This window comes from Sphingomonas sp. CCH9-F2 (assembly GCF_001556735.1).
Lineage (GTDB): Bacteria > Pseudomonadota > Alphaproteobacteria > Sphingomonadales > Sphingomonadaceae > Sphingomonas > Sphingomonas ginsenosidimutans.
Genome location: NZ_LSJO01000246.1, coordinates 1 through 18761, shown reverse-complemented (window position 1 = coordinate 18761; position 18761 = coordinate 1). Strand labels below are relative to the sequence as shown.

Genomic DNA, 18761 nt, shown 5'->3' with positions numbered 1-18761 from the left:
GTGTGGTGTACCGCGAGCGTTACTATGCGCCGCCCCCCCCGCCGCGGGTCTATGAGCGCGATTATTACTATAACGCGCCGCGTGGCTATTACGGATACGGCTGGTAAACGGCAGGACGGCACGGGGGCGACGGTTCCCGTGCCGTTTTTTGTGGCGGTCGCCGCGCGATTGCGGCAACAGCGCGCGCCATGAGCGATACCCCTCCCGACCATCTGTCGATCGACCCGCGCAGCCCGTATTTCGACCAGACGGCGCTGGAACGCGGCGTCGGCATCCGCTTCAAGGGCGCCGAGCGCACCGACGTCGAGGAATACAGCATCTCCGAAGGCTGGATCCGCGTCGCGCTGGGCAAGAAGATGGACCGCCGCGGCCGCCCGCTGACCATCAAGCTGACCGGCCCGGTCGAGGCGTGGTTCGAGCGTCCGGCCGGGGGCGATGCAGAGGCGCCTGCAGCCGACGGCGAGTGACGACGCGCGCCGGGGGTATCTTGTCGCTCCCGGACCGTATCCGCTAGGTAACGTTATGGAACCTGCCGCCGCCCCGCCGATCCCGCGATCCCACATCCCGCCATCGCTGTTCGCCTTCTCGATCTTCTACGGCGGGATGGTGTGCATCGCCGGGGTTCTGGGCAACAAGCAGGTGTCGCTCGGCCCGATCTCGCGGCTGGGGCCGGTGTTCGGGCTGCCGCCGCTGGCGGTGGAGGCGGGGATCTTCGCGTTCCTGCTGCTGGTCGTCACCTCCAGCGCGGTCGCCGAACTGCATGGCCGCGCGGTCGCCAACCGGCTGGTGCTGATCGGGTTCGTGCCGCTGCTGATCTCGATGGCGCTGACGCTGATCGTGCTGGTCCTGCCGCCCGCGCCGGAGATGGACCCGGGGCATCTGGCCGCGTTCAATCAGATGATGGGCGCCACGCCGTGGATCTGGGCGGGCGGGATCGTCGCCTATGGCGTGTCGCAGACGCTGAACGTCACGATCTTTTCGTGGCTGAAGGGGCGCGAGGGCGGGCGGCTGCTGTGGTTCCGCGCCGCGACCGCCAGCGCGCTGAGCCAGATCGTCGATTCGGTGCTGTTCATTTCGATCGCCTTCGGGCTGTCGGCGATCGGCTGGCTGATGGCGGGACAGATGCTGGCGAAGGTCGTACTGTCGATCGCGCTGGTGCCGCCGCTGATCTACCTGATGGTCAGCCTGGGACGGCGGCTGGACGGCTGACCCCGCTTGCCCCTATGGCGCGGCGATGACCGACGCCACTTTTTCCCCCGCGCTGAAGGCCGAGACGCTCGTCGAGGCGCTGCCGTACCTCCAGCGTTATGCGGGCAAGACCTTCGTCGTGAAATACGGCGGCCATGCGATGGGCGATCCCGAGGCGCAGGCCGATTTCGCCGAGGACGTCGTGCTGTTGAAGGCGATCGGCATCAATCCGGTCGTCGTCCACGGCGGCGGGCCGCAGATCGGCAGCATGCTGAAGCGGCTGGGGGTCGAATCGCGGTTCGTCGACGGGCTGCGCGTCACCGACGCCGAAACCGCGCAGATCGCCGAAATGGTGCTGGCCGGATCGATCAACAAGGAAATCGTCGGCTGGATCGGCCGCGCCGGCGGGCGTGCGGTGGGCATTTCCGGCAAGGACGCCGGGCTGGTGCAGGCCGAGAAGGTCGGACGCAACCAGCCGGACCCGCTGCAGGGGATCGAGCGCAACGTCGACCTGGGCTTCGTCGGGGAACCGGTGGCGGTGGACCGGCGGATCATCGATTCGCTGAGCCGCGAGGGGATCATCCCGGTGATCGCGCCGATCGGCATCGGGGCGGACGGCCACACCTACAACATCAATGCCGATACGATGGCCGGCGCGATCGCGGCGGCGCTGGGCGCGTCGCGATTCTTCCTGCTGACCGACGTGGCGGGCGTGCTGGACAAGCAGGGGCAGTTGCTGTCCGATCTGGACCCCGCCGCGGTCCGCGCGCTGCGCGAGGATGGGACGATCAGCGGGGGCATGATCCCCAAGCTGGAAACCTGCGTCGCCGCGGTCGAATCGGGGGTCGATGCGGCGGTGGTACTCGACGGGCGCGTGCCCCATGCGATGCTGCTCGAAATCTTCACCAAGCGCGGTGCAGGTACGCTGATCCGCAAGGGCTAGTCCCCGGCGTATCTGGTGCCTTATATGTGCGACACACCTTTTCGGAGACGCCCGGCGTGCTGACGCTTACCATCATCCAGATCCTTCAGGTGATCTTCCAGGTCGTGCGCTGGGTCATCCTGATCCAGTTCGTCCTGTCGCTGCTGATCGTGTTCAACATCATCAACACCTCCAGCCCGTTCATCCGTTCGCTGCACGAGGGGTTGGACCGCGTGACCGAGCCGTTGTACCGGCCGATCCGCCGCTTCCTGCCGGCCACCGGCGGGATCGATTTCGCGCCGATGGTGGTCCTGCTGCTGCTGGTCATCCTTAACATCATCCTCAACAACATCGCGGTCAGCGTGATGTCGGGCGGCGCCGCAATCTGAGCGCCTGGCGCGAGACCGGCGACGGCATCGCGATCGCGGTGCGCGTCACGCCGCGCGGCGGGCGCGACGCGCTGACCGCTGGGACGGCGGAGCATCTGGCCGCGCGGCTGGCGGCGGCGCCCGTCGACGGCGCCGCGAACGAGGCGCTGGTCGCGCTGGTGGCAAAGCATTTCGGCGTTCCGCGCCGCGCGGTGACGCTGGTGGCGGGGCAGACCGCGCGGGTGAAGCGGCTGACGATCGCGGGCGATGCGACCGCTCTGGCGCGGATCGCCGCTTCGCTCTATGCGCCCGCGTCATGACCGCACGCCCCATCGACGGAAAAGCCTTTGCCGCCACCTTGCGCGCCCGCGTGGGCGATGCGGCGGCCGAATTCACCGCGCGCGCCGGGCGCAGGCCCGGACTGGCCGTGGTGCTGGTGGGGGAGGACCCCGCCTCGTCCGTCTATGTCCGGTCGAAGGGCAAGGCGACGGTGGCGGCGGGGATGGAAAGCTTCGAGCACCGCCTGCCCGCCGACACCGGCGAGGACGCGCTGATCGCGCTGGTCGACCGGCTGAACGCCGACGATACGGTCGACGGCATCCTGGTCCAGCTGCCGCTGCCGCGCCATATCGACGAACGCGCGGTGTTGACGCGGATCGACCCCGACAAGGACGTCGACGGATTCCACCCGGTCAACGCCGGGCGGCTGGCGACCGGGATCGACGGGCTGGTGCCGTGCACGCCGCTGGGGTGCGTGATGCTGCTGAAGGACCTGCACCCCGACCTGTCGGGGATGGAGGCGGTGGTGATCGGCCGCTCGAACATTGTCGGCAAGCCGATGGCCGCGTTGCTGCTGAAGGAAAGCGCCACCGTCACCACCGTCCACAGCCGCACGCGCGATGTCGCGGCGCATGTGCGCGGCGCGGATATCGTCGTCGCGGCGGTCGGCATCCCGGGGTTCGTCAAGGCCGACTGGGTGAAGCCGGGGGCGACGGTGATCGACGTCGGCATCAACCGGACCGAGGCCGGGCTGGTCGGCGACGTCGACCCCGCGGTCGCCGGGGTGGCCGGCGCGCTGACCCCGGTGCCGGGCGGGGTGGGACCGATGACGATCGCGGTGCTGATGCGCAATACGCTGGTCGCCGCGTGCCGGCGCGCCGGGCTGCCCGCCCCGGCCGGCTTGTGACGGCGCGCGCATGATCGAGCTGTTCGTCTCCGCTTTCGTCACCTTCTTCGTCGTGATCGACCCGCCGGGCTGCGCGCCGATCTTCGCCGGGCTGACGTCGGGCGCATCGCCCGCGCATCGCCGCGCGATGGCGATCCGTGCAGTGGTGGTCGCGGCGATCATCCTGGTGCTGTTCGCGTTCATCGGCGAGCCGCTGCTCCACGGGCTGGGGATCGAGCTGGCGAGCTTCCGCATCGCGGGCGGGATCATGTTGTTCGTCATCGCGCTGGAGATGGTGTTCGAGAAGCGCACCCAGCGGCGCGAGGACCGCGCGTCGAAGATCTCGCCCGAGGAAGCCGACGACGTATCGATCTTCCCGATGGCGATGCCGATGATCGCGGGGCCGGGATCGATCGCGACGATCATGCTGCTGATGTCGCGCAACGACGGGATCGAGCGGTCGGCGGTGGTGCTGGCGGCGCTGGGCGCGAACCTGCTGCTGATGCTGGCCGCGCTGCTGGCGGCGGGGCCGCTGATGCGGATCATGGGCGCCAAGATCGAGGCGGTCATCACCCGCCTGCTGGGCGTATTGCTGTCCGCGCTGGCGGTGCAGTTCGTGATCGACGGGGTGATGGAGCAGCTGCGCTAGATCGGTCGGAAACCGCTCTAGCGGCTGCGCCCGTCGCGTCGGCGCAGTCCCGGCGGCGACCGTTCAGCAGGATCAGCGCCTGAGGGGTACGCGGCACGCTGGATGCCGGATCAGGTCCGGCATGAAGGAAAAGCTTGGACAGGTCCGGGACGGGACGGCAGGCTCGGAGGCAGGCCCGCTATTCGATCCGGAACGCCCGGAACGGGGAGGGGCCCGGCACCGGGATCGGTTCCAGCCAGTCGAAGCGCGCACCGTGCGCCAGCTGGCTGTAGAATCCCTTGGGCGCCTCCGCACGGTAATTGGTCGATTCGGTCATGTTCGGACAGATCAGCAGGATCGTCGCGCCGTGGCGCTTCATGATCGCGCGCGCTTCTTCCGGCGATCGTTCGAAAGCGTGGTGGACGTCCAGGATCGCATCGCCGTTGCGGTGATACGGGCCCGCGACCGCGCGGTGATGGGTCAGCGTGATGAGCCGCGGGCCGAGATCGACGAAGGTGAACATCGTCTGCGCCGGCCAGCGGTTGAGCGGGGCCATTGCCGGAATCGTCAGGCAGCGCCCCGTCGCGCGGTTGACCCGCTGGACATAGGGTTTGGGCGGATCGATCGCGAACCAGCGGATCACCACCGGCACCAGGCTGCCCGACAGGACGGCGAACGCCGCGACCGCCGCCGCCGCCTTCGCCATGCGATGGCGCGGCGCGATCAGCCACGGCACCATCGCCCAGATCAGCGCCGCCGCGCCGGGGATCGCCAGCAGCTGCGCCGCCGGCCCGGCGCGCGCCTGCCACAGCAGCATCAAGGCGGCGAAGGCGCCGAACAGGGCGACGCACGCCCAGCCCAGCAGCCGCGCATCGCGGCGCGCGCGGATCGTCGCCAGCGCCGCCCCGATCAGCCCGATCAGCGGCAGCGCGACGATCGGCAGCGCGACACGCAGCGGGTGGGCGTAGATCGGCTTCGCCTCACGCACATGCGACAGCCAGCTATCGTACAGTTCGGGCGACACCTGTTCCGGTCGGCCCAGGCATTGCGGGAAAGTGTGTGCGAAGAACGCCGCCACCGCCGCGCCCGCCACCACCGCGAACGCCAGCCGCAGCCCCGCGCGTCGCGGCGACCACCACGCCAGCGCCAGCAGCAATGCCGCGGCAAGCACCAGTGTCGACATCCATACCGGGGTCAGCGCGTCGCAGCGCAGCACCCGATTGGCGTAGGAGGTGAAGCCGGCATAGCCCGCCGCGATCCCGCCGCCCAGCGTCAGCGCATAAGCGGCCAGCCGCGGGCGTTCCGCCACGTCCCAGATCCACGACAGCGTGATGATCGCGCCCGCCATCGCGGCATACGGCAGCATCTCCAGCCCGATCGTGAAGGATACCGCGGTGGCGATGCCCACCAGCGCGCCGCCGCGTGCGCGCGCCGGATCGCACAGCCCCGCGACGGTGACCGCCAGCATCGCCAGCTGCCAGCCGTGGTGGTCGATCCGTTCGGACATGTACATGCCCAGGCACACCGTCGTCGCCAGGAACAATGCGATGCCCAGCGGCCAGGCGAGCGGTGCGACCAGCCGGCGCAGCGTCGCCCCCATTGCGACCAGCGTCACCCCCATCGGCAGCATCGGGGCGATCCCGCACGCCAGCTTCTCCGCCTCCACCGCGCCGACGAACGGGCGGAAGAGGAGGATCAGTGCCGCGATCGGCAGGTCGACCAGCCGCGACCAGTGGATATCAAACCCGCCCGGCGGATTGAGCCGATAGTTGCGCAGGTCGAACCAGCCCTGTCCGGCCAGCCAGGCGCGTACCTGCATCAGCCGCATGTTGTCGTCGGTATCGCCCAGCGACAGCCACTGGATCGCGGGCCAGCGCTGGACCAGATACCAAGCCATGATTGCCAGCCACGCCGCCAGCGTCAGGCGGATCCACTCGCGGTCGAACAGGCGGGCGAACTGGGGGGCAAGCTGCCGGGCTGCGCGGTGCATCGGATCGGTGGTCAAAACGCTTCCTTCACCGGGCTTGCGATATTAGAGGCGCCCTGCGGCCGATGTGCTTACGCCTGCCGCCGCAAAGGGCAAGCAAGGTTGTTGGGGACAAGACAAACGGTGGTGCGTTCCCCCTCTCTGGCCAGCGCGACGACGCGCGAGACCTTCTGGCAGCTGGTGCGCTTCGGCCTGACGGGCGGGGCGATGACCGCCTTCTATGCCGCGGTCTACTGGCCGCTGGCGACCTATGTCATGAACCCCAATCTGGCGGTGGTGATCGCGTTCCTGGCGGCGACCGCGATCGGGCGGTTCGCGCATGGCGCGGTCAGTTTCCGCGGCTATGGCACGCGCAATGCGCGCACGGCGCGGCGATTCTTCCTTGTCCAGCTGTTCGGGTTCGTGCTTCAGCAGCTTTTCACCTGGGTGCTGGTGACCGGCCCCTTCTTCCATGGCCCGACGTGGTGGCCGTTGGTACCCGCCGTCTCGGTGGTGCCGCTGCTGACCTTCTGGCTGCAACGCAACTGGGTTTTCAGATAGAATATGGACCGGCGCGTCTACGATCGCATGGCGGAGCATGATTCCACCCATTGGTGGTATCGCGCGCGCCGCGACATCCTGGCCGATTTCCTGGAGCGCGAGGCGCGGCTGCCCGCCGATGCCGCGATCCTGGAGATCGGTTGCGGCACCGGCCACAATCTGCCGATGCTGGCGCAGTTCGGCACCGTCGACGCGATCGAGATCGATCCCGCCGCGCGCGCGATCGCCAGCCAACGGCTGGGCCGCCCGGTGGGCGAGGCGCCGCTGCCGGCGCTGACCGGCGTGCCGCGCGGCACCTACGATCTGATCGCGGTGCTCGACGTGGTCGAGCATATCGAGGACGATGTCGCAGCACTGGCGGGGATGCGCGAATGCCTGGCGCCCGGCGGCAAGATCCTGATCGCGGTGCCCGCACACCAGTGGCTGTGGAGCGCGCACGACGTCGTCAACCATCACCACCGCCGCTATTCGAAGCGCGCGCTGGTGAAGGCGATCCGCGCGGCGGGGCTGAAGGAGCGGGGGCTGACCTATTTCAACTCGCTGCTGTTCCCGCTGGCCGCAGCGGCGCGCGTCGCCGGGCGGCTGACGGGGCGCGACGACAGCGACGATTCACCCCCGGCGGCGCCGGTCAACGCGCTGTTCGAGAAGATCTTCGGGATGGAGCGGCATCTGGTCGGGCGCGTGCCGATGCCGATCGGGGTGTCGATCCTGACGCTGGCGGAGCCGGCGTAGTACAGGTGTCATCCCGGCGAAGGCTGGAATCTGGTGGCGATCGCGAGCGCAGGAGCCGCCAGATGCCCCGGCTTTCGCTGATGCGACGGACGGAGGCGACCGCCCTATTCCCCGATCACGTGCAGCGCGATGTGGCGGGTTTGGGGACGGGCGCGGTGCTCGAACAGGTAGATTCCCTGCCACGTGCCGAGCACCATCGCGCCGTCCGCGACGGAGACCGAGAGCGACACCTGCGTCAGCGCGGTGCGCAGGTGCGCGGGCATGTCATCCGGCCCTTCGTCGTCATGCTCATAGCCGCCCGATTCGGGAGCGATCCGCGCGAAATAGCGCTGGATGTCGCGCTGCACCGCCGGCGCGGCATTTTCGTTGATGAGCAAGGAGGCGGAGGTGTGGCGGCAAAAGACGGTCAGCAGCCCGGCGTCGATCGCCTGCGCCGCCAGCCAGTCCGCGACCTGCGGGGTGATCTCCACCAGCCCGGCGCCGCGCGTCGCGATCGACAGTTGGCCATGCGCCTGACGCATCAGAACAGCCGCCCGCCGTTCGGCACCGCCACGGTCGGGGTGACCAGCACGACCTTCCCATCGGCATCAGGAAAGCCCAGCGTCAGCACCTGCGACACGAACCTGCCTATCTGGCGCGGGGGGAAATTGACCACCGCGGCGACCTGCCGCCCGACCAGCGCCTCGCACGTATAATGTTCGGTGATCTGCGCCGACGACCTTTTCACGCCGATTGTCGGGCCGAAATCGATCGTCAGCTTGAACGCGGGCTTGCGCGCCTCCGGGAACGGATCGGCGGTAATGATCGTGCCGACGCGGACGTCGACCTTCAGGAAATCGTCGAACGCGATCTCGGGCGCGGGCGCCGCGGCGGGATCGTGGGTGACGTGCATCAGAAGTCCGGATTCTCGTAATAGTTCGGCGGCTCGATCCCGCTGATCCGCTCGGCCAGGAGCGGGCGGAAGCTGCGGCGGCTCTTGAACGCGGAATACCATGCCTTCGTATGCGCGTGCCCGGTCCAGTCGATCCCACCGAGGTAATCGGCGACCGAAATCTGCGCCGCCGCGGCCAGATCGGCGAGGCTGATCGTCGCGCCGGCGATCCATTTGCGGTGGTCGAGCAGGAAGTCGATGTAATCGAGATGCCCGACCGCGGACTTCATCGCCTCGCGCAGGCGTGCGGCATCGGGGGCGGCGCGGTGCGCGATCCGCTTGACCATCCGTTCGTCGAGCAGCGGCTGGGTGACGTCGCGATAGAAATGCGTGTCGAACCACGCGACCAGACGGCGGATTTCCGCGCGGTTGGTGGCGGTGCCGTTCAGCATCGCGACGCGGTCCACCGTCTCCTCGAAATACTCGCAGATCGCCATCGAATCGACCAGCACGATGCCGCGTTCGTGATCGGTCATCACCGGGGTCTGCCCGGCAGGATTCATGTCGATGAACGAATCGCGCCGTTCCCACGGATTTTCGCGCACCAGCTGATAGCCCACGTCCTTTTCATTGAGGAGCGTGCGCAGCTTGCGCGTGAAGGGGCACAGCGGGAACTGGTAGAGCTGCCACATAAGCGGATGCTGTTAGGCGCAAATATGGGGCGAGGGGAAGCGGTCTCGATACGATACGGACCGTTCTGGTAACCGGCCCGTCGTGTTATGGAAAGCGTATGGGCATCAGCGTCAAGCACGCTGAGATCGAACGCGCGATCCACCGGCTGATGAGCGAGCGCGGGCTGCCGACGTGAACGCGCTCGCGCGTCGGCGGTGCTGGCGATCCTGAAGCGGAAGGATGTCGCGCGCACCGATATCCGGTCCGCACGATAACCCCTCACTCCGCGGCTTCCAGCGCCTCGCTGTCGTCGAGCGGGTGGGCGAGGCGCGACAGCATCTCGCGCGGGACCACCTGCCAGAAATGGCCGAGCGTGCGCTGCCAGTCCTCCAGCAGCCCGCGTGACCAGCGGCTGTCGGTGCTCGCGGCATGTTCCGCGATCAGCGCACGCAGTATCTCCTCCCAATGCGCGGAGGCGACGCGCTGCCACACGATGTTCTCCGGGTTGGCGCGCCGGGCGAAAGTGCCCGCCGCGTCATAGACGAACGCCATGCCGCCGGTCATGCCGGCGCCGAAATTGGCGCCGACCTCGCCCAGCAGCACCGCGATGCCACCGGTCATGTACTCGCAGCCGTTCGCGCCGCACCCTTCGACCACCACATTGGCGCCCGAGTTGCGCACCGCGAAGCGTTCGCCCGCCTGGCCGGCCGCGAACAGCTTGCCCGCGGTCGCGCCGTACAGGACGGTATTGCCCAAGATCGTGTTGTCATGGCTGACCAGCGGCGAGGAGACGGCGGGGCGCACGATGATCGTTCCGCCCGACAGTCCCTTGCCGACGTAATCGTTGGCGTCGCCGAACACCTCCAGCGTGATTCCACTGCACAGGAACGCGCCCAGCGACTGGCCCGCCGAGCCACGCAGGCGGACGGTGACATGTCCCTCCGCCAGCTTCGACATGCCGAAGGCGCGCGTGATCTCGCTCGACAGGCGCGTGCCGACCGCGCGGTGTGTGTTGCGCACCGAATAGGTCAGCTGCATCTTCTCCCCGCGGGAGAAGACCGCCGCGGCATCCTTGATGATCTGCGCGTCCAGGCTGTCGGGCACCTCGTTGCGGAAGGTGGACAGGCTGAAGCGGCGCTCGGCGTCGGTGGCGTCCACCTTGGCGAGGATCGGGTTCAGGTCGAGGTCGTCAAGATGCTCGGCACCGCGGCTGACCTGGCGCAGCAATTCGGTGCGGCCGATGATCTCGTCGAGCGAACGGACGCCCAGCCGCGCCAGGATGTCGCGCACTTCCTCGGCAATGAAGGTCATCAGGTTGATGACCTTTTCCGGCGTGCCGACGAACTTGCCGCGCAGCGCCTCGTCCTGCGTGCACACGCCGACCGGGCAGGTGTTCGAATGGCACTGGCGCACCATGATGCAGCCCATCGCGACCAGTGACAGCGTGCCGATGCCGAACTCTTCTGCGCCCAGGATCGCGGCGATCACGATATCGCGCCCGGTCTTCAGCCCGCCGTCCGCGCGCAGCTTGATCCGCCCGCGCAGGCCGTTGAGCGTCAGCACCTGGTTGACCTCCGACAGGCCCATTTCCCACGGCGTGCCCGCGTACTTGATCGACGTCTGGGGCGACGCGCCGGTGCCGCCGACATGGCCGGACACGAGGATGACGTCGGCATGCGCCTTCGCCACGCCCGCCGCGACGGTGCCGATCCCGGCCGAGCTGACCAGCTTCACGCACACCCGCGCGCGCGGATTGATCTGCTTCAGGTCGTAGATCAGCTGCGCTAGATCCTCGATCGAATAGATGTCGTGGTGCGGCGGGGGCGAGATGAGCGTCACCCCCGGCGTGGCATGGCGCAGCTTGGCGATGAACTCGGTCACCTTGAAGCCGGGCAGCTGGCCGCCCTCGCCGGGCTTGGCGCCCTGCGCGACCTTGATCTCGATCTCCTCGCAGGCGTTGAGATATTCGGCGGTCACGCCGAAGCGGCCCGAGGCGATCTGCTTGATGACCGAATTGGCGTTGTCGCCATTGTCATACGGCTGGTAGCGGATCTTGTCCTCGCCGCCCTCGCCCGACACCGCCTTCGCGCCGATGCGGTTCATCGCGATCGCCAGCGTCTCATGCGCCTCCGGCGACAGCGCGCCCAGCGACATGCCCGGCGTCACGAAGCGCTTGCGGATTTCGGTGATCGCCTCGACCTGGTCGACCGGCACGCCTTCCTTGGGGAAGTTGAACTGCAACAGGTCGCGCAGGTAGATCGGCGGCAGATCGGCCACCCCGCGCGAAAATTGCAGGTAGCTGGAATAGCTGTCGGTCGACACCGCGGTCTGCAGCAGGTGCATCAGCTGCGCCGAATAGGCGTGCGCTTCCCCGGTATGGCGCTGGCGGTAGAAGCCGCCGATCGGCAGCGTCGCGACACCCCCGGGACCCATACCGTCGAACGCGGCTTCGTGCCGGTCGCTGGCGTTGACATGGAGCGACGCATAGCCTTCGCCGCTGATCTTGGCGGGCATTCCCGGGAACAGATCGTTGACCAGCGCGCGGCTGAGGCCGACCGCCTCGAAATTATAGCCGCCGCGATAGCTGGAGATGACCGCAATCCCCATCTTCGACAGGATTTTGAGCAGCCCTTCCTCGATCGCCTTCTTGTGGCGCTTCAGGCATTCTTCGATCGACAGGTCGCCGAACAGCCCGCGCGCCTGGCGATCGGCGATCGCCGCTTCGGCCAGATAGGCGTTCACGGTCGTCGCGCCGACGCCGATCAGCACCGCATAATAATGCGTGTCGAGGCATTCCGACGCGCGCACGTTGACCGAGGCGTAGGAGCGCAGGCCGCGGCGGACCAAGTGGGTGTGCACCGCCGCCGCCGCCAGCACGCCGGGGATCGCGACGCGATCGGGGCCGATATGCTCGTCGGTCAGGAACAGCTCGCTCTTGCCCTCGCGCACCGCCTGTTCGGCCTGGTTGCGGATGCGCTGGATCGCGGCGCGCAGCTTCTCCGGCCCGCCGTTCGCCTCGAACGTGCAGTCGATATCGGCGGCGGCATTGCCGAAATAGGCCTTCAGCCGCGCCCAGTCGGTGGAGGTCAGCACCGGGCTGTCGAGCACCAGCACGCGCTCACGCCGGTCCTCGGTATCGAGGATGTTGGCGAGATTCCCGAAGCGCGTCTTCAGGCTCATCACATAGCGTTCGCGCAGCGGGTCGATCGGCGGGTTCGTGACCTGCGCGAAATTCTGGCGGAAGAACTGGCTGATGAGGCGCGGCTTGTCGGAAATGACCGCCAGCGGCGTATCGTCGCCCATCGAGCCGATCGCTTCCTTGGCCGTCTCGACCATCGGAGACAGGATCAGTTCCATGTCCTCGATCGTCTGCCCGGCGGCGACCTGCCGCCGCGTCAGTTCGGCACGGTCGTAGCGGGTGACGCTGTCGGCGGGGGCGGGGGGCAGATCGTCCAGCGTCGAGAATTCGCCGATCATCGCGGCATAATCCTGCTCGGCGGCGATCTTGTCCTTGATCTCGCGATCGCGCAGAACGCGGCCTTCGGCCAGGTCGACCGCGATCATCTGCCCCGGCCCCAGCCGCCCCTTGGCGACGATGGTGCTTTCGGGGACGACGACCATCCCGGCTTCCGATCCGACGATCAGCAGCCCGTCGGCGGTTTCGGTATAGCGCAGCGGGCGCAGCGCGTTGCGATCGACGCCGCCGACCGCCCAGCGCCCGTCGGTCATCGCCAGCGCGGCCGGGCCGTCCCACGGCTCCATCACCGAGGCGAGATACTGGTACATCGCCGAATGGCTTTCGGGCGTGTCGGCGCTCTTCTGCCACGCCTCGGGCACCAGCATCAGCTTGGCGGTGGGGGCGTCGCGGCCCGAACGGCAGATCGCCTCGAACGTGGCGTCCAGCGCGGCGGTATCGGACGCGCCGGCCGGGATCACCGGCTTGATATCCTCCGAATGTTCCCCGAACGCGATCGAGGCCATGCGAATTTCGTGGCTGAGCATCCAGTTCTTGTTGCCGCGGATCGTGTTGATCTCGCCATTGTGCGCCAGGCAGCGGAACGGCTGCGCCAGCCACCATTGCGGGAAGGTGTTGGTCGAATACCGCTGGTGGAAGATCGCGACGCGACTTTCGAAACGCGCGTCGTTCAGGTCGGGATAGAAAACCGACAGGCTCTCCGCCAGGAACAGCCCCTTGTAGATGATCGAGCGGCACGACAGCGAACAGATGTAGAAGCCCTGGATCTGCGCTGCGATCACGCGCTTTTCGATGCGGCGGCGGACCAGGTACAGGTTCTTCTCGAACTCCTCGGCCGATGCCTCGTCCGGCATCGGTCCGGCGATCATGATCTGCTCGATCTCGGGCCGCGTCGACTGCGCCTTCATCCCGATGACCGAGACGTCGACCGGCACCTGGCGCCAGCCGTAGATGGTGTAGCCCGCGCCGATCACTTCGGATTCGACGATCGTCCGGCACGTCTCCTGCGCGCCCAGGTCGGTGCGCGGCAGGAACACCATGCCCACCGCCAGCCGGTTGGGCAGCAATTTGTGGCCCGAGGCGGCGACGCAATCGTCGAAGAAGCGCACCGGCAGGTCGACGTGGATGCCCGCGCCGTCGCCGGTCTTGCCATCGGCATCGACCGCGCCGCGATGCCACACCGCCTTCAGCGCGTCGATCGCCGACTGGACGACGCGGCGCGACGGCTTGCCGTCGGTCGCGGCGACGAGGCCGACGCCGCAGGCATCGCCCTCATACTCAGGGCGATACATGCCGTGTTCGGCGAGATACTGGCGCTGCTCGGTCCGGGGATCGGTCATCACTTGTTTCCCTCGATCGCCAGGGTGGCCGGCGGATCCTTCAGTTTCTGTTCGGTGGTGCCCAGCAGCCGCGCCAGTTTCGCGCGTTCGGCCGGCGTCAGGTCGGACGGCTTGCGCGGCGGCGGCAGCGACGCCGACGCGGCCTGCACCTTCTTCATGAGTGCCGGCATCTGCTGGATGATGGCGGGCATCATCCCCTGCATCTCCTGCATCATTTCCGGGTCCATGAAGATGGTCATCGATTCGGCGGCAAAGGCGCCGCCCGTCGGCGTGGCGAAGAAGGCGTTCATCTCGCGCAGCTGCGCGGCGGTGAAGCGGCGGGCGTAGGCGGCGGCCAGGGCGGAGCGCATCCGCGGCTCGAACTGGCCCATCATCTCACCCATCGCGGCCATCATCGCGCGCATCTGCAGCTGGCTGCGTTGCTGATAATGCGGATCGTAGATCGCCATGATCTGGTCCAGCGTCACCGGCGGCAGCGCCGCGGCATCGTCGGTGGAAAGACCGCCCATCGTCGCGAGCTGCGCGATCGGCATCGTGCCGACGCTGCCCATCACACCGGCCAGCAGCTTGTCCATCGTGCCGGTCATCATCCGCTGATAGGTGCCGACCGGAAACAGTCGGGCGGCGATCTGCGTGCCCAGCGACTGGCGTTCGGCATCCGGCGCGATCGCGGCTGGTGGTGGAGACGGGGCAGCCGTCTGCGCAGCGGCGGGCAGCGCGATCAGCGTCGCGAGCAGCACGCAGGTGGCCCGGCGCATCACGCCGCCACCTTCGCGGCCTTCGCCTTCGCCTTCAGATACTGGTGCATCGTCGTCGCCACGTCGCGCCCGTCGCGGATCGCCCAGACGACCAGCGAGGCGCCGCGCACGATATCGCCGGCGGCAAACACGCCGTCCAGGGAGGTCATCAGCGTCTTCGAATCGACCAAAACCGTGCCCCAGCGCGTAACGCCCAGTTCGGGCGCGCCCCACAGATGCGGCAGTTCCTCCGCATCGAAGCCGAGTGCTTTGATGACCAGATCGGCGGGCATGTCCTCCGCACCGCCGGGATCGACCTCCGGCGCGCGGCGACCGCTGGCGTCGGGCGCCCCCAGCCGCATCCGGTTGGCGCGCACGGCAGTGACGCGGCCGTCGCTGCCGTCGAAGGCGGCCGGCGCGGCGAGCCACACGAACTCGACTCCCTCCTCCTCGGCATTGGCGACTTCGCGCTGCGAGCCGGGCATGTTCGCGCGATCGCGCCGGTACAGGCACTTCACGCTCTTCGCGCCCTGGCGGATCGCGGTGCGCACGCAGTCCATCGCGGTATCGCCGCCGCCGATCACCACCACGTTCTTTCCGGCCGCGTTCAGGCTGCCATCCTCGAACGCCGGCACCGCGTCGCCGAAGCTCTTGCGGTTCGACGCGGTGAGATAGTCGAGCGCGGCGACCACCCCGCCATGGCCATGGCCGTCGACGTCGATCGCGCGCGCCCGGTACACGCCGGTCGCGATCAGGATCGCGTCATGCCGTGCGCGCAGCTCGTCGAGCGTGGCGTCGCGCCCGACCTCGAACCCTTCGTGGAAGACGATGCCGCCCGCCTTCAGGCGATCGACGCGGCGCATGACGACCGGCTTCTCCAGTTTGAAGCCGGGGATGCCATAGGTCAGCAGCCCGCCGGCACGATCGTGGCGATCGTAGACATGGACCTCATACCCCTGCGCGCGCAGATATTCGGCGGTGGTCAGCCCCGCCGGACCGGCGCCGATCACGCCGACCGACTGGCCCCGCGCCGGGCCGGGAACGAGCGGCTCCACCCAGCCTTCCGCCCAGGCCGTGTCGGTGATGAACTTTTCCACCGATCCGATCGTGACTGCGCCGTGCCCGGAAAATTCGATGACGCAATTGCCCTCGCACAGCCGGTCCTGCGGGCAGATGCGGCCGCAGATCTCCGGCATGGTCGAGGTCGCATTCGACAGCTCATACGCTTCGCGCAGCCGTCCCTCGGCAGTCAGCCGCAGCCAGTCGGGGATATGATTGTGGAGCGGACAGTGGACCGAGCAATAAGGCACGCCGCATTGCGAGCAACGTCCGGCCTGATCCTCCGCCGCGGGTGGCGCGTAGCGTTCGGCGATCTCGCGGAAATCCTCCGCCCGCTCGGCGGCGGTGCGCTTCGCGGGATAGGATTGCGGGCGATCAACGAACTTCAGCATATCGGCCATCGGTGTCCTCCGATGGCATGCGTCTCATATCTCAAGACGCGCTGTCACGTACTTTCACGTATATAAGGCAGTAGGGCTGACATAAAAATATGGATTCAAGGTCCTACCTGCAAGTGACTCGCATCTGGACGCCCAAAATAACGGCCGATGCGGCCTTAACGAAGGTAAAGGAACGCCAGTGCCGCGGCGCCGGCAACGATTCGATACCAGGCGAACGGCGCAAAGCCATGTTTCGTCACCACTGCCATGAAGGCCTTCACGACGGCCAGCGCGACGACGAATGAGACCAAGAAACCGACCGCGATCAGCTGAACGTCGCCGCCGGTGATCGCGTCGCGATGCTTGACCAGTTGCAGCGCGGTCGCGCCGGTGAGGGTCGGCAGCGCGAGGAAGAACGAGAATTCGGCGGCGGTGCGCCGGTCGATCCCCAGCGCCATCGCGCCCATGATCGTCGCGCCGGACCTGCTGACCCCCGGGATCATCGCGATACATTGTACGACGCCGATCTTCGCCGACTGGCCCGCGCTGACCCCTGAAATCCCGCCGACCTGGTGCGTGCGCGCCAGCCGCTCGATCACCAGGATCGCGATGCCGCCCACGATCAGCGCCCAGGCGACTGTCACCGCACTTTCCAGCAGCGCCTCGATCTGGTCGTTGAACGCCAGCCCCAGCGCGACCGCGGGGACGAACGCGATCAGCAGGTTGCGCACGAACGCGATCGACGCCGGCTCGCGCCGCACCAATCCCATCGCCACCGCCCAGAACGTCCGCCAGTACAGCGCGACGATCGCCAGGATCGCGCCGGGCTGGATCGCGATGTTGAACACCGCCCATTTCTGCGGATCATACCCCAGCAATTCGGTGGCCAGCACCAGATGCCCGGTCGACGACACGGGCAGAAATTCCGTCACCCCCTCGACGATGCCCAGGATGATGGCGGTCAGGAGGTCGGTCATGCAGGTTCCTTCGTAGTCGGCCGGCGGCGGGTCAGGGCCGGATCAGGCGGCGCTGTTCAGCACGCCGAAACGACCCGCCTTGCGGAAACGGACGAGCCAGCCGGGCGCGACCGAATCGAGCGGGGTGGGGGTGATGCCCAGCGCGGCCAGCCCCTCCGCATGGGGGCCGACGACATTGTCGTGTTGCAGCATCTTCCACTGATCGGCGGAGATCGGCGTGCCCGGCATGCTGGCGATCAACCCGCCCAGCGCATCGGGCAAGGCGGCGAAATGCGGCGAACGGCCGATATGTGCGGCGATCCGCTGATGCAGTTCCAGCATCGTCAGCACTTCCGGGCCGCCCAGTTCGAACGTGCGCCCGCCGAATGTCGCGGGATCGGTGATCGCGCGCAATACGGCATGGGCGACATCAGCGGCATAGACCGGCTGGAACCGCGCGCCGGCGCGCAGCACCGGCACGACCGGCAACGTTGCGATCATCTGCGCGAAGCGGTTGATGAACTGGTCCTCGCGCCCGAATACGGTCGAGGGGCGCAGGATGGTCGCGTCGGGCGCGGCGGCGCGCACCGCGCCTTCGCCCGCCCCCTTGGTCCGCGCATAGGCGGAATCGCCCGCCGCATCTGCGCCGATGGCGGAGATGTGGACCAGCGCGGCGCCTTCGTCCTGCGTCGCCTCGGCCACTGCGCGCGCACCGTCGACATGGACGCGCTGCTGATCCTTGCCGAACACGCCGACGAGGTTCACGACCGCGGACGCGCCCTGCACCGCGCGCACGATCGTGTCGGGGCGGGTGACGTCGGCGGCGACGAATTGCGTCTGTCCCAGCCCGCCCAGCGGCTTGAGGAAGAACGCCTGGCGCGGATCGCGCTGCGCCACGCGGACGCGCGCGCCTGCCTGCAACAGCGCCTGAGCGACATAGCGGCCCAGGAAGCCGCCGCCCCCGATCAGCGTCACCAGTTCGTTGTTCATCTGCCTCGTCATCCGAAAAGCCACAGCGCCCCCGCTGCCCTAGCCGCTCCGTTCCCGCGAAGACAAGGGCGCGGTGCAGCGCAGCGAAGCGGAGCGCCATGGTCGGGCAGGCGCGCGGCGAAAAGAAATGTCGGCCCCGCGCAAAGATGCTGTTGACAGCCCCCCGCGCTTCCCCCTAGAGGCGCCGGCCTACCCCGTGCCCAGATGGCGGAATTGGTAGACGCACCGTCTTCAGGTGGCGGCGCTGGTAACGGCGTGGAGGTTCGAGTCCTCTTCTGGGCACCACTACTGGCTCTGGATACGTCCGGCATCGTCCAGTAAGCGACTGGTTTCGCAGCATTTCTTGACGGAGAATCGCCAGACATCGTCCGGCGAAATCCGCCTATGGGCATCAGCAGCGACCACATAATGCTGCCCTTTTTGATGCCCTCGGATCGACCCGGCCCTGCTGGGAAAACGACCATGCTGACCTACATCCAGATCAACGCCGCCAAGCCCAAGACGAAGGCTTGGCAACTCTCCGATTCACAAAACCTGTACCTCGTCGTCCAGCCCAACGGCTCGAAGCTGTGGCGCTTCAACTATCGGTTCCTGAACAAGCAGAAGAAGCTCCATCTCGGCGGATGGCCAGCCGTAAGCCTCGCCGAGGCGCGCGCGCCGCGACGACGCCAAAAAGAAGCTTACGGAAGGGATCGATGTGGATCGGCGTGGAAAAAGGACCCCGGTAGCGGGGTGATCGGCGTCGAAAAGG

At 67.8% G+C, this 18761-nt stretch carries 19 protein-coding genes and 1 tRNA gene; 11 read left to right on the top strand and 9 right to left on the bottom strand.

The genetic code is table 11. The features are described from left to right. The first annotated feature begins 188 nt into the window (after positions 1-188). From AX685_RS07430 to AX685_RS07400, 7 genes are read left to right on the top strand one after another with little or no spacing between them, the layout of a single operon-like run. Positions 189-467, top strand: a complete 279-nt coding sequence (locus AX685_RS07430; protein WP_066487099.1) for a DUF3297 family protein — start codon at positions 189-191, stop codon at positions 465-467. Between the two features lie 55 nt (positions 468-522). Next, positions 523-1209 (top strand): queuosine precursor transporter, encoded by a 687-nt coding sequence (locus AX685_RS07425; protein ID WP_066487097.1) that lies wholly within the window; start codon positions 523-525, stop codon positions 1207-1209. Between the two features lie 25 nt (positions 1210-1234). Continuing rightward, positions 1235-2131 carry an acetylglutamate kinase gene (gene argB, locus AX685_RS07420; RefSeq protein WP_066487095.1) on the top strand — a complete coding sequence of 299 codons (897 nt, stop codon included), beginning with the start codon at positions 1235-1237 and terminating at the stop codon, positions 2129-2131. 56 nt (positions 2132-2187) lie between these two features. Continuing rightward, on the top strand, positions 2188-2499 hold the full coding sequence (locus AX685_RS07415) for a YggT family protein (protein ID WP_066487082.1): 312 nt from the start codon (positions 2188-2190) through the stop codon (positions 2497-2499). Continuing rightward, the gene (locus tag AX685_RS07410) at positions 2496-2798 is read left to right on the top strand and encodes a DUF167 domain-containing protein (RefSeq protein ID WP_066487081.1); all 303 of its coding nucleotides are present in this window, start codon (positions 2496-2498) and stop codon (positions 2796-2798) included. The genes AX685_RS07415 and AX685_RS07410 overlap by 4 nt, the downstream gene beginning before the upstream one ends. Then, positions 2795-3664, top strand: coding sequence for a bifunctional methylenetetrahydrofolate dehydrogenase/methenyltetrahydrofolate cyclohydrolase FolD (gene folD, locus AX685_RS07405; protein WP_066487078.1), 870 nt, complete (start codon positions 2795-2797; stop codon positions 3662-3664). Before AX685_RS07410 ends, folD begins: the two co-directional genes overlap by 4 nt. 10 nt (positions 3665-3674) lie before the next feature. Further along, a complete protein-coding gene (locus AX685_RS07400; RefSeq protein WP_066487075.1) occupies positions 3675-4292 on the top strand; it encodes a MarC family protein in 618 nt (205 codons plus the stop codon). Positions 4293-4470: 178 nt separating this feature from the next. On the opposite strand, the gene AX685_RS07395 is transcribed toward AX685_RS07400, so the two are convergent. After that, entirely contained in the window at positions 4471-6261 is a 1791-nt protein-coding gene (locus AX685_RS07395; RefSeq protein ID WP_066487109.1) for a hypothetical protein, read from the bottom strand. A gap of 123 nt (positions 6262-6384) precedes the next feature. On the opposite strand from AX685_RS07395, the gene AX685_RS07390 reads away from it, so the two are divergent. Both AX685_RS07390 and AX685_RS07385 read left to right on the top strand, forming a co-directional pair. Further along, positions 6385-6798: a GtrA family protein gene (locus AX685_RS07390; protein WP_231738665.1), complete on the top strand. Its 414-nt coding sequence runs from the start codon at positions 6385-6387 to the stop codon at positions 6796-6798. Between the two features lie 3 nt (positions 6799-6801). After that, positions 6802-7530: a class I SAM-dependent methyltransferase gene (locus tag AX685_RS07385; protein ID WP_066487071.1), complete on the top strand. Its 729-nt coding sequence runs from the start codon at positions 6802-6804 to the stop codon at positions 7528-7530. Between the two features lie 104 nt (positions 7531-7634). On the opposite strand, the gene AX685_RS07380 is transcribed toward AX685_RS07385, so the two are convergent. The 8 genes from AX685_RS07380 to AX685_RS07345 form a co-directional block, all read right to left on the bottom strand. Next, positions 7635-8051, bottom strand: a complete 417-nt coding sequence (locus AX685_RS07380) for a secondary thiamine-phosphate synthase enzyme YjbQ (protein WP_066487068.1) — start codon at positions 8049-8051, stop codon at positions 7635-7637. Beyond that, entirely contained in the window at positions 8051-8422 is a 372-nt protein-coding gene (locus AX685_RS07375; RefSeq protein WP_066487065.1) for a tRNA-binding protein, read from the bottom strand. The genes AX685_RS07380 and AX685_RS07375 overlap by 1 nt, the downstream gene beginning before the upstream one ends. Beyond that, on the bottom strand, positions 8422-9093 hold the full coding sequence (locus tag AX685_RS07370; protein ID WP_066487063.1) for a glutathione S-transferase family protein: 672 nt from the start codon (positions 9091-9093) through the stop codon (positions 8422-8424). The genes AX685_RS07375 and AX685_RS07370 overlap by 1 nt, the downstream gene beginning before the upstream one ends. Before the next feature lie 259 nt (positions 9094-9352). Then, entirely contained in the window at positions 9353-13888 is a 4536-nt protein-coding gene (gltB, locus tag AX685_RS07365; protein ID WP_066487061.1) for a glutamate synthase large subunit, read from the bottom strand. Beyond that, positions 13888-14646, bottom strand: a complete 759-nt coding sequence (locus AX685_RS07360; protein ID WP_141397029.1) for a DUF2059 domain-containing protein — start codon at positions 14644-14646, stop codon at positions 13888-13890. Before AX685_RS07360 ends, gltB begins: the two co-directional genes overlap by 1 nt. Further along, positions 14646-16085: an NAD(P)-dependent oxidoreductase gene (locus AX685_RS07355; protein WP_066487051.1), complete on the bottom strand. Its 1440-nt coding sequence runs from the start codon at positions 16083-16085 to the stop codon at positions 14646-14648. Before AX685_RS07355 ends, AX685_RS07360 begins: the two co-directional genes overlap by 1 nt. A gap of 155 nt (positions 16086-16240) precedes the next feature. Continuing rightward, the gene (locus tag AX685_RS07350) at positions 16241-17041 is read right to left on the bottom strand and encodes an undecaprenyl-diphosphate phosphatase (protein WP_066487049.1); all 801 of its coding nucleotides are present in this window, start codon (positions 17039-17041) and stop codon (positions 16241-16243) included. A gap of 42 nt (positions 17042-17083) precedes the next feature. Further along, positions 17084-18010, bottom strand: a complete 927-nt coding sequence (locus AX685_RS07345) for a complex I NDUFA9 subunit family protein (protein WP_066487047.1) — start codon at positions 18008-18010, stop codon at positions 17084-17086. A 198-nt stretch (positions 18011-18208) separates the two neighbouring features. On the opposite strand from AX685_RS07345, the gene AX685_RS07340 reads away from it, so the two are divergent. Next, a tRNA-Leu gene (locus AX685_RS07340) sits at positions 18209-18295 on the top strand. A 177-nt stretch (positions 18296-18472) separates the two neighbouring features. After that, positions 18473-18761 (top strand): Arm DNA-binding domain-containing protein (locus tag AX685_RS07335; RefSeq protein WP_231738664.1); only part of this gene is annotated, 289 nt, incomplete at its 3' end.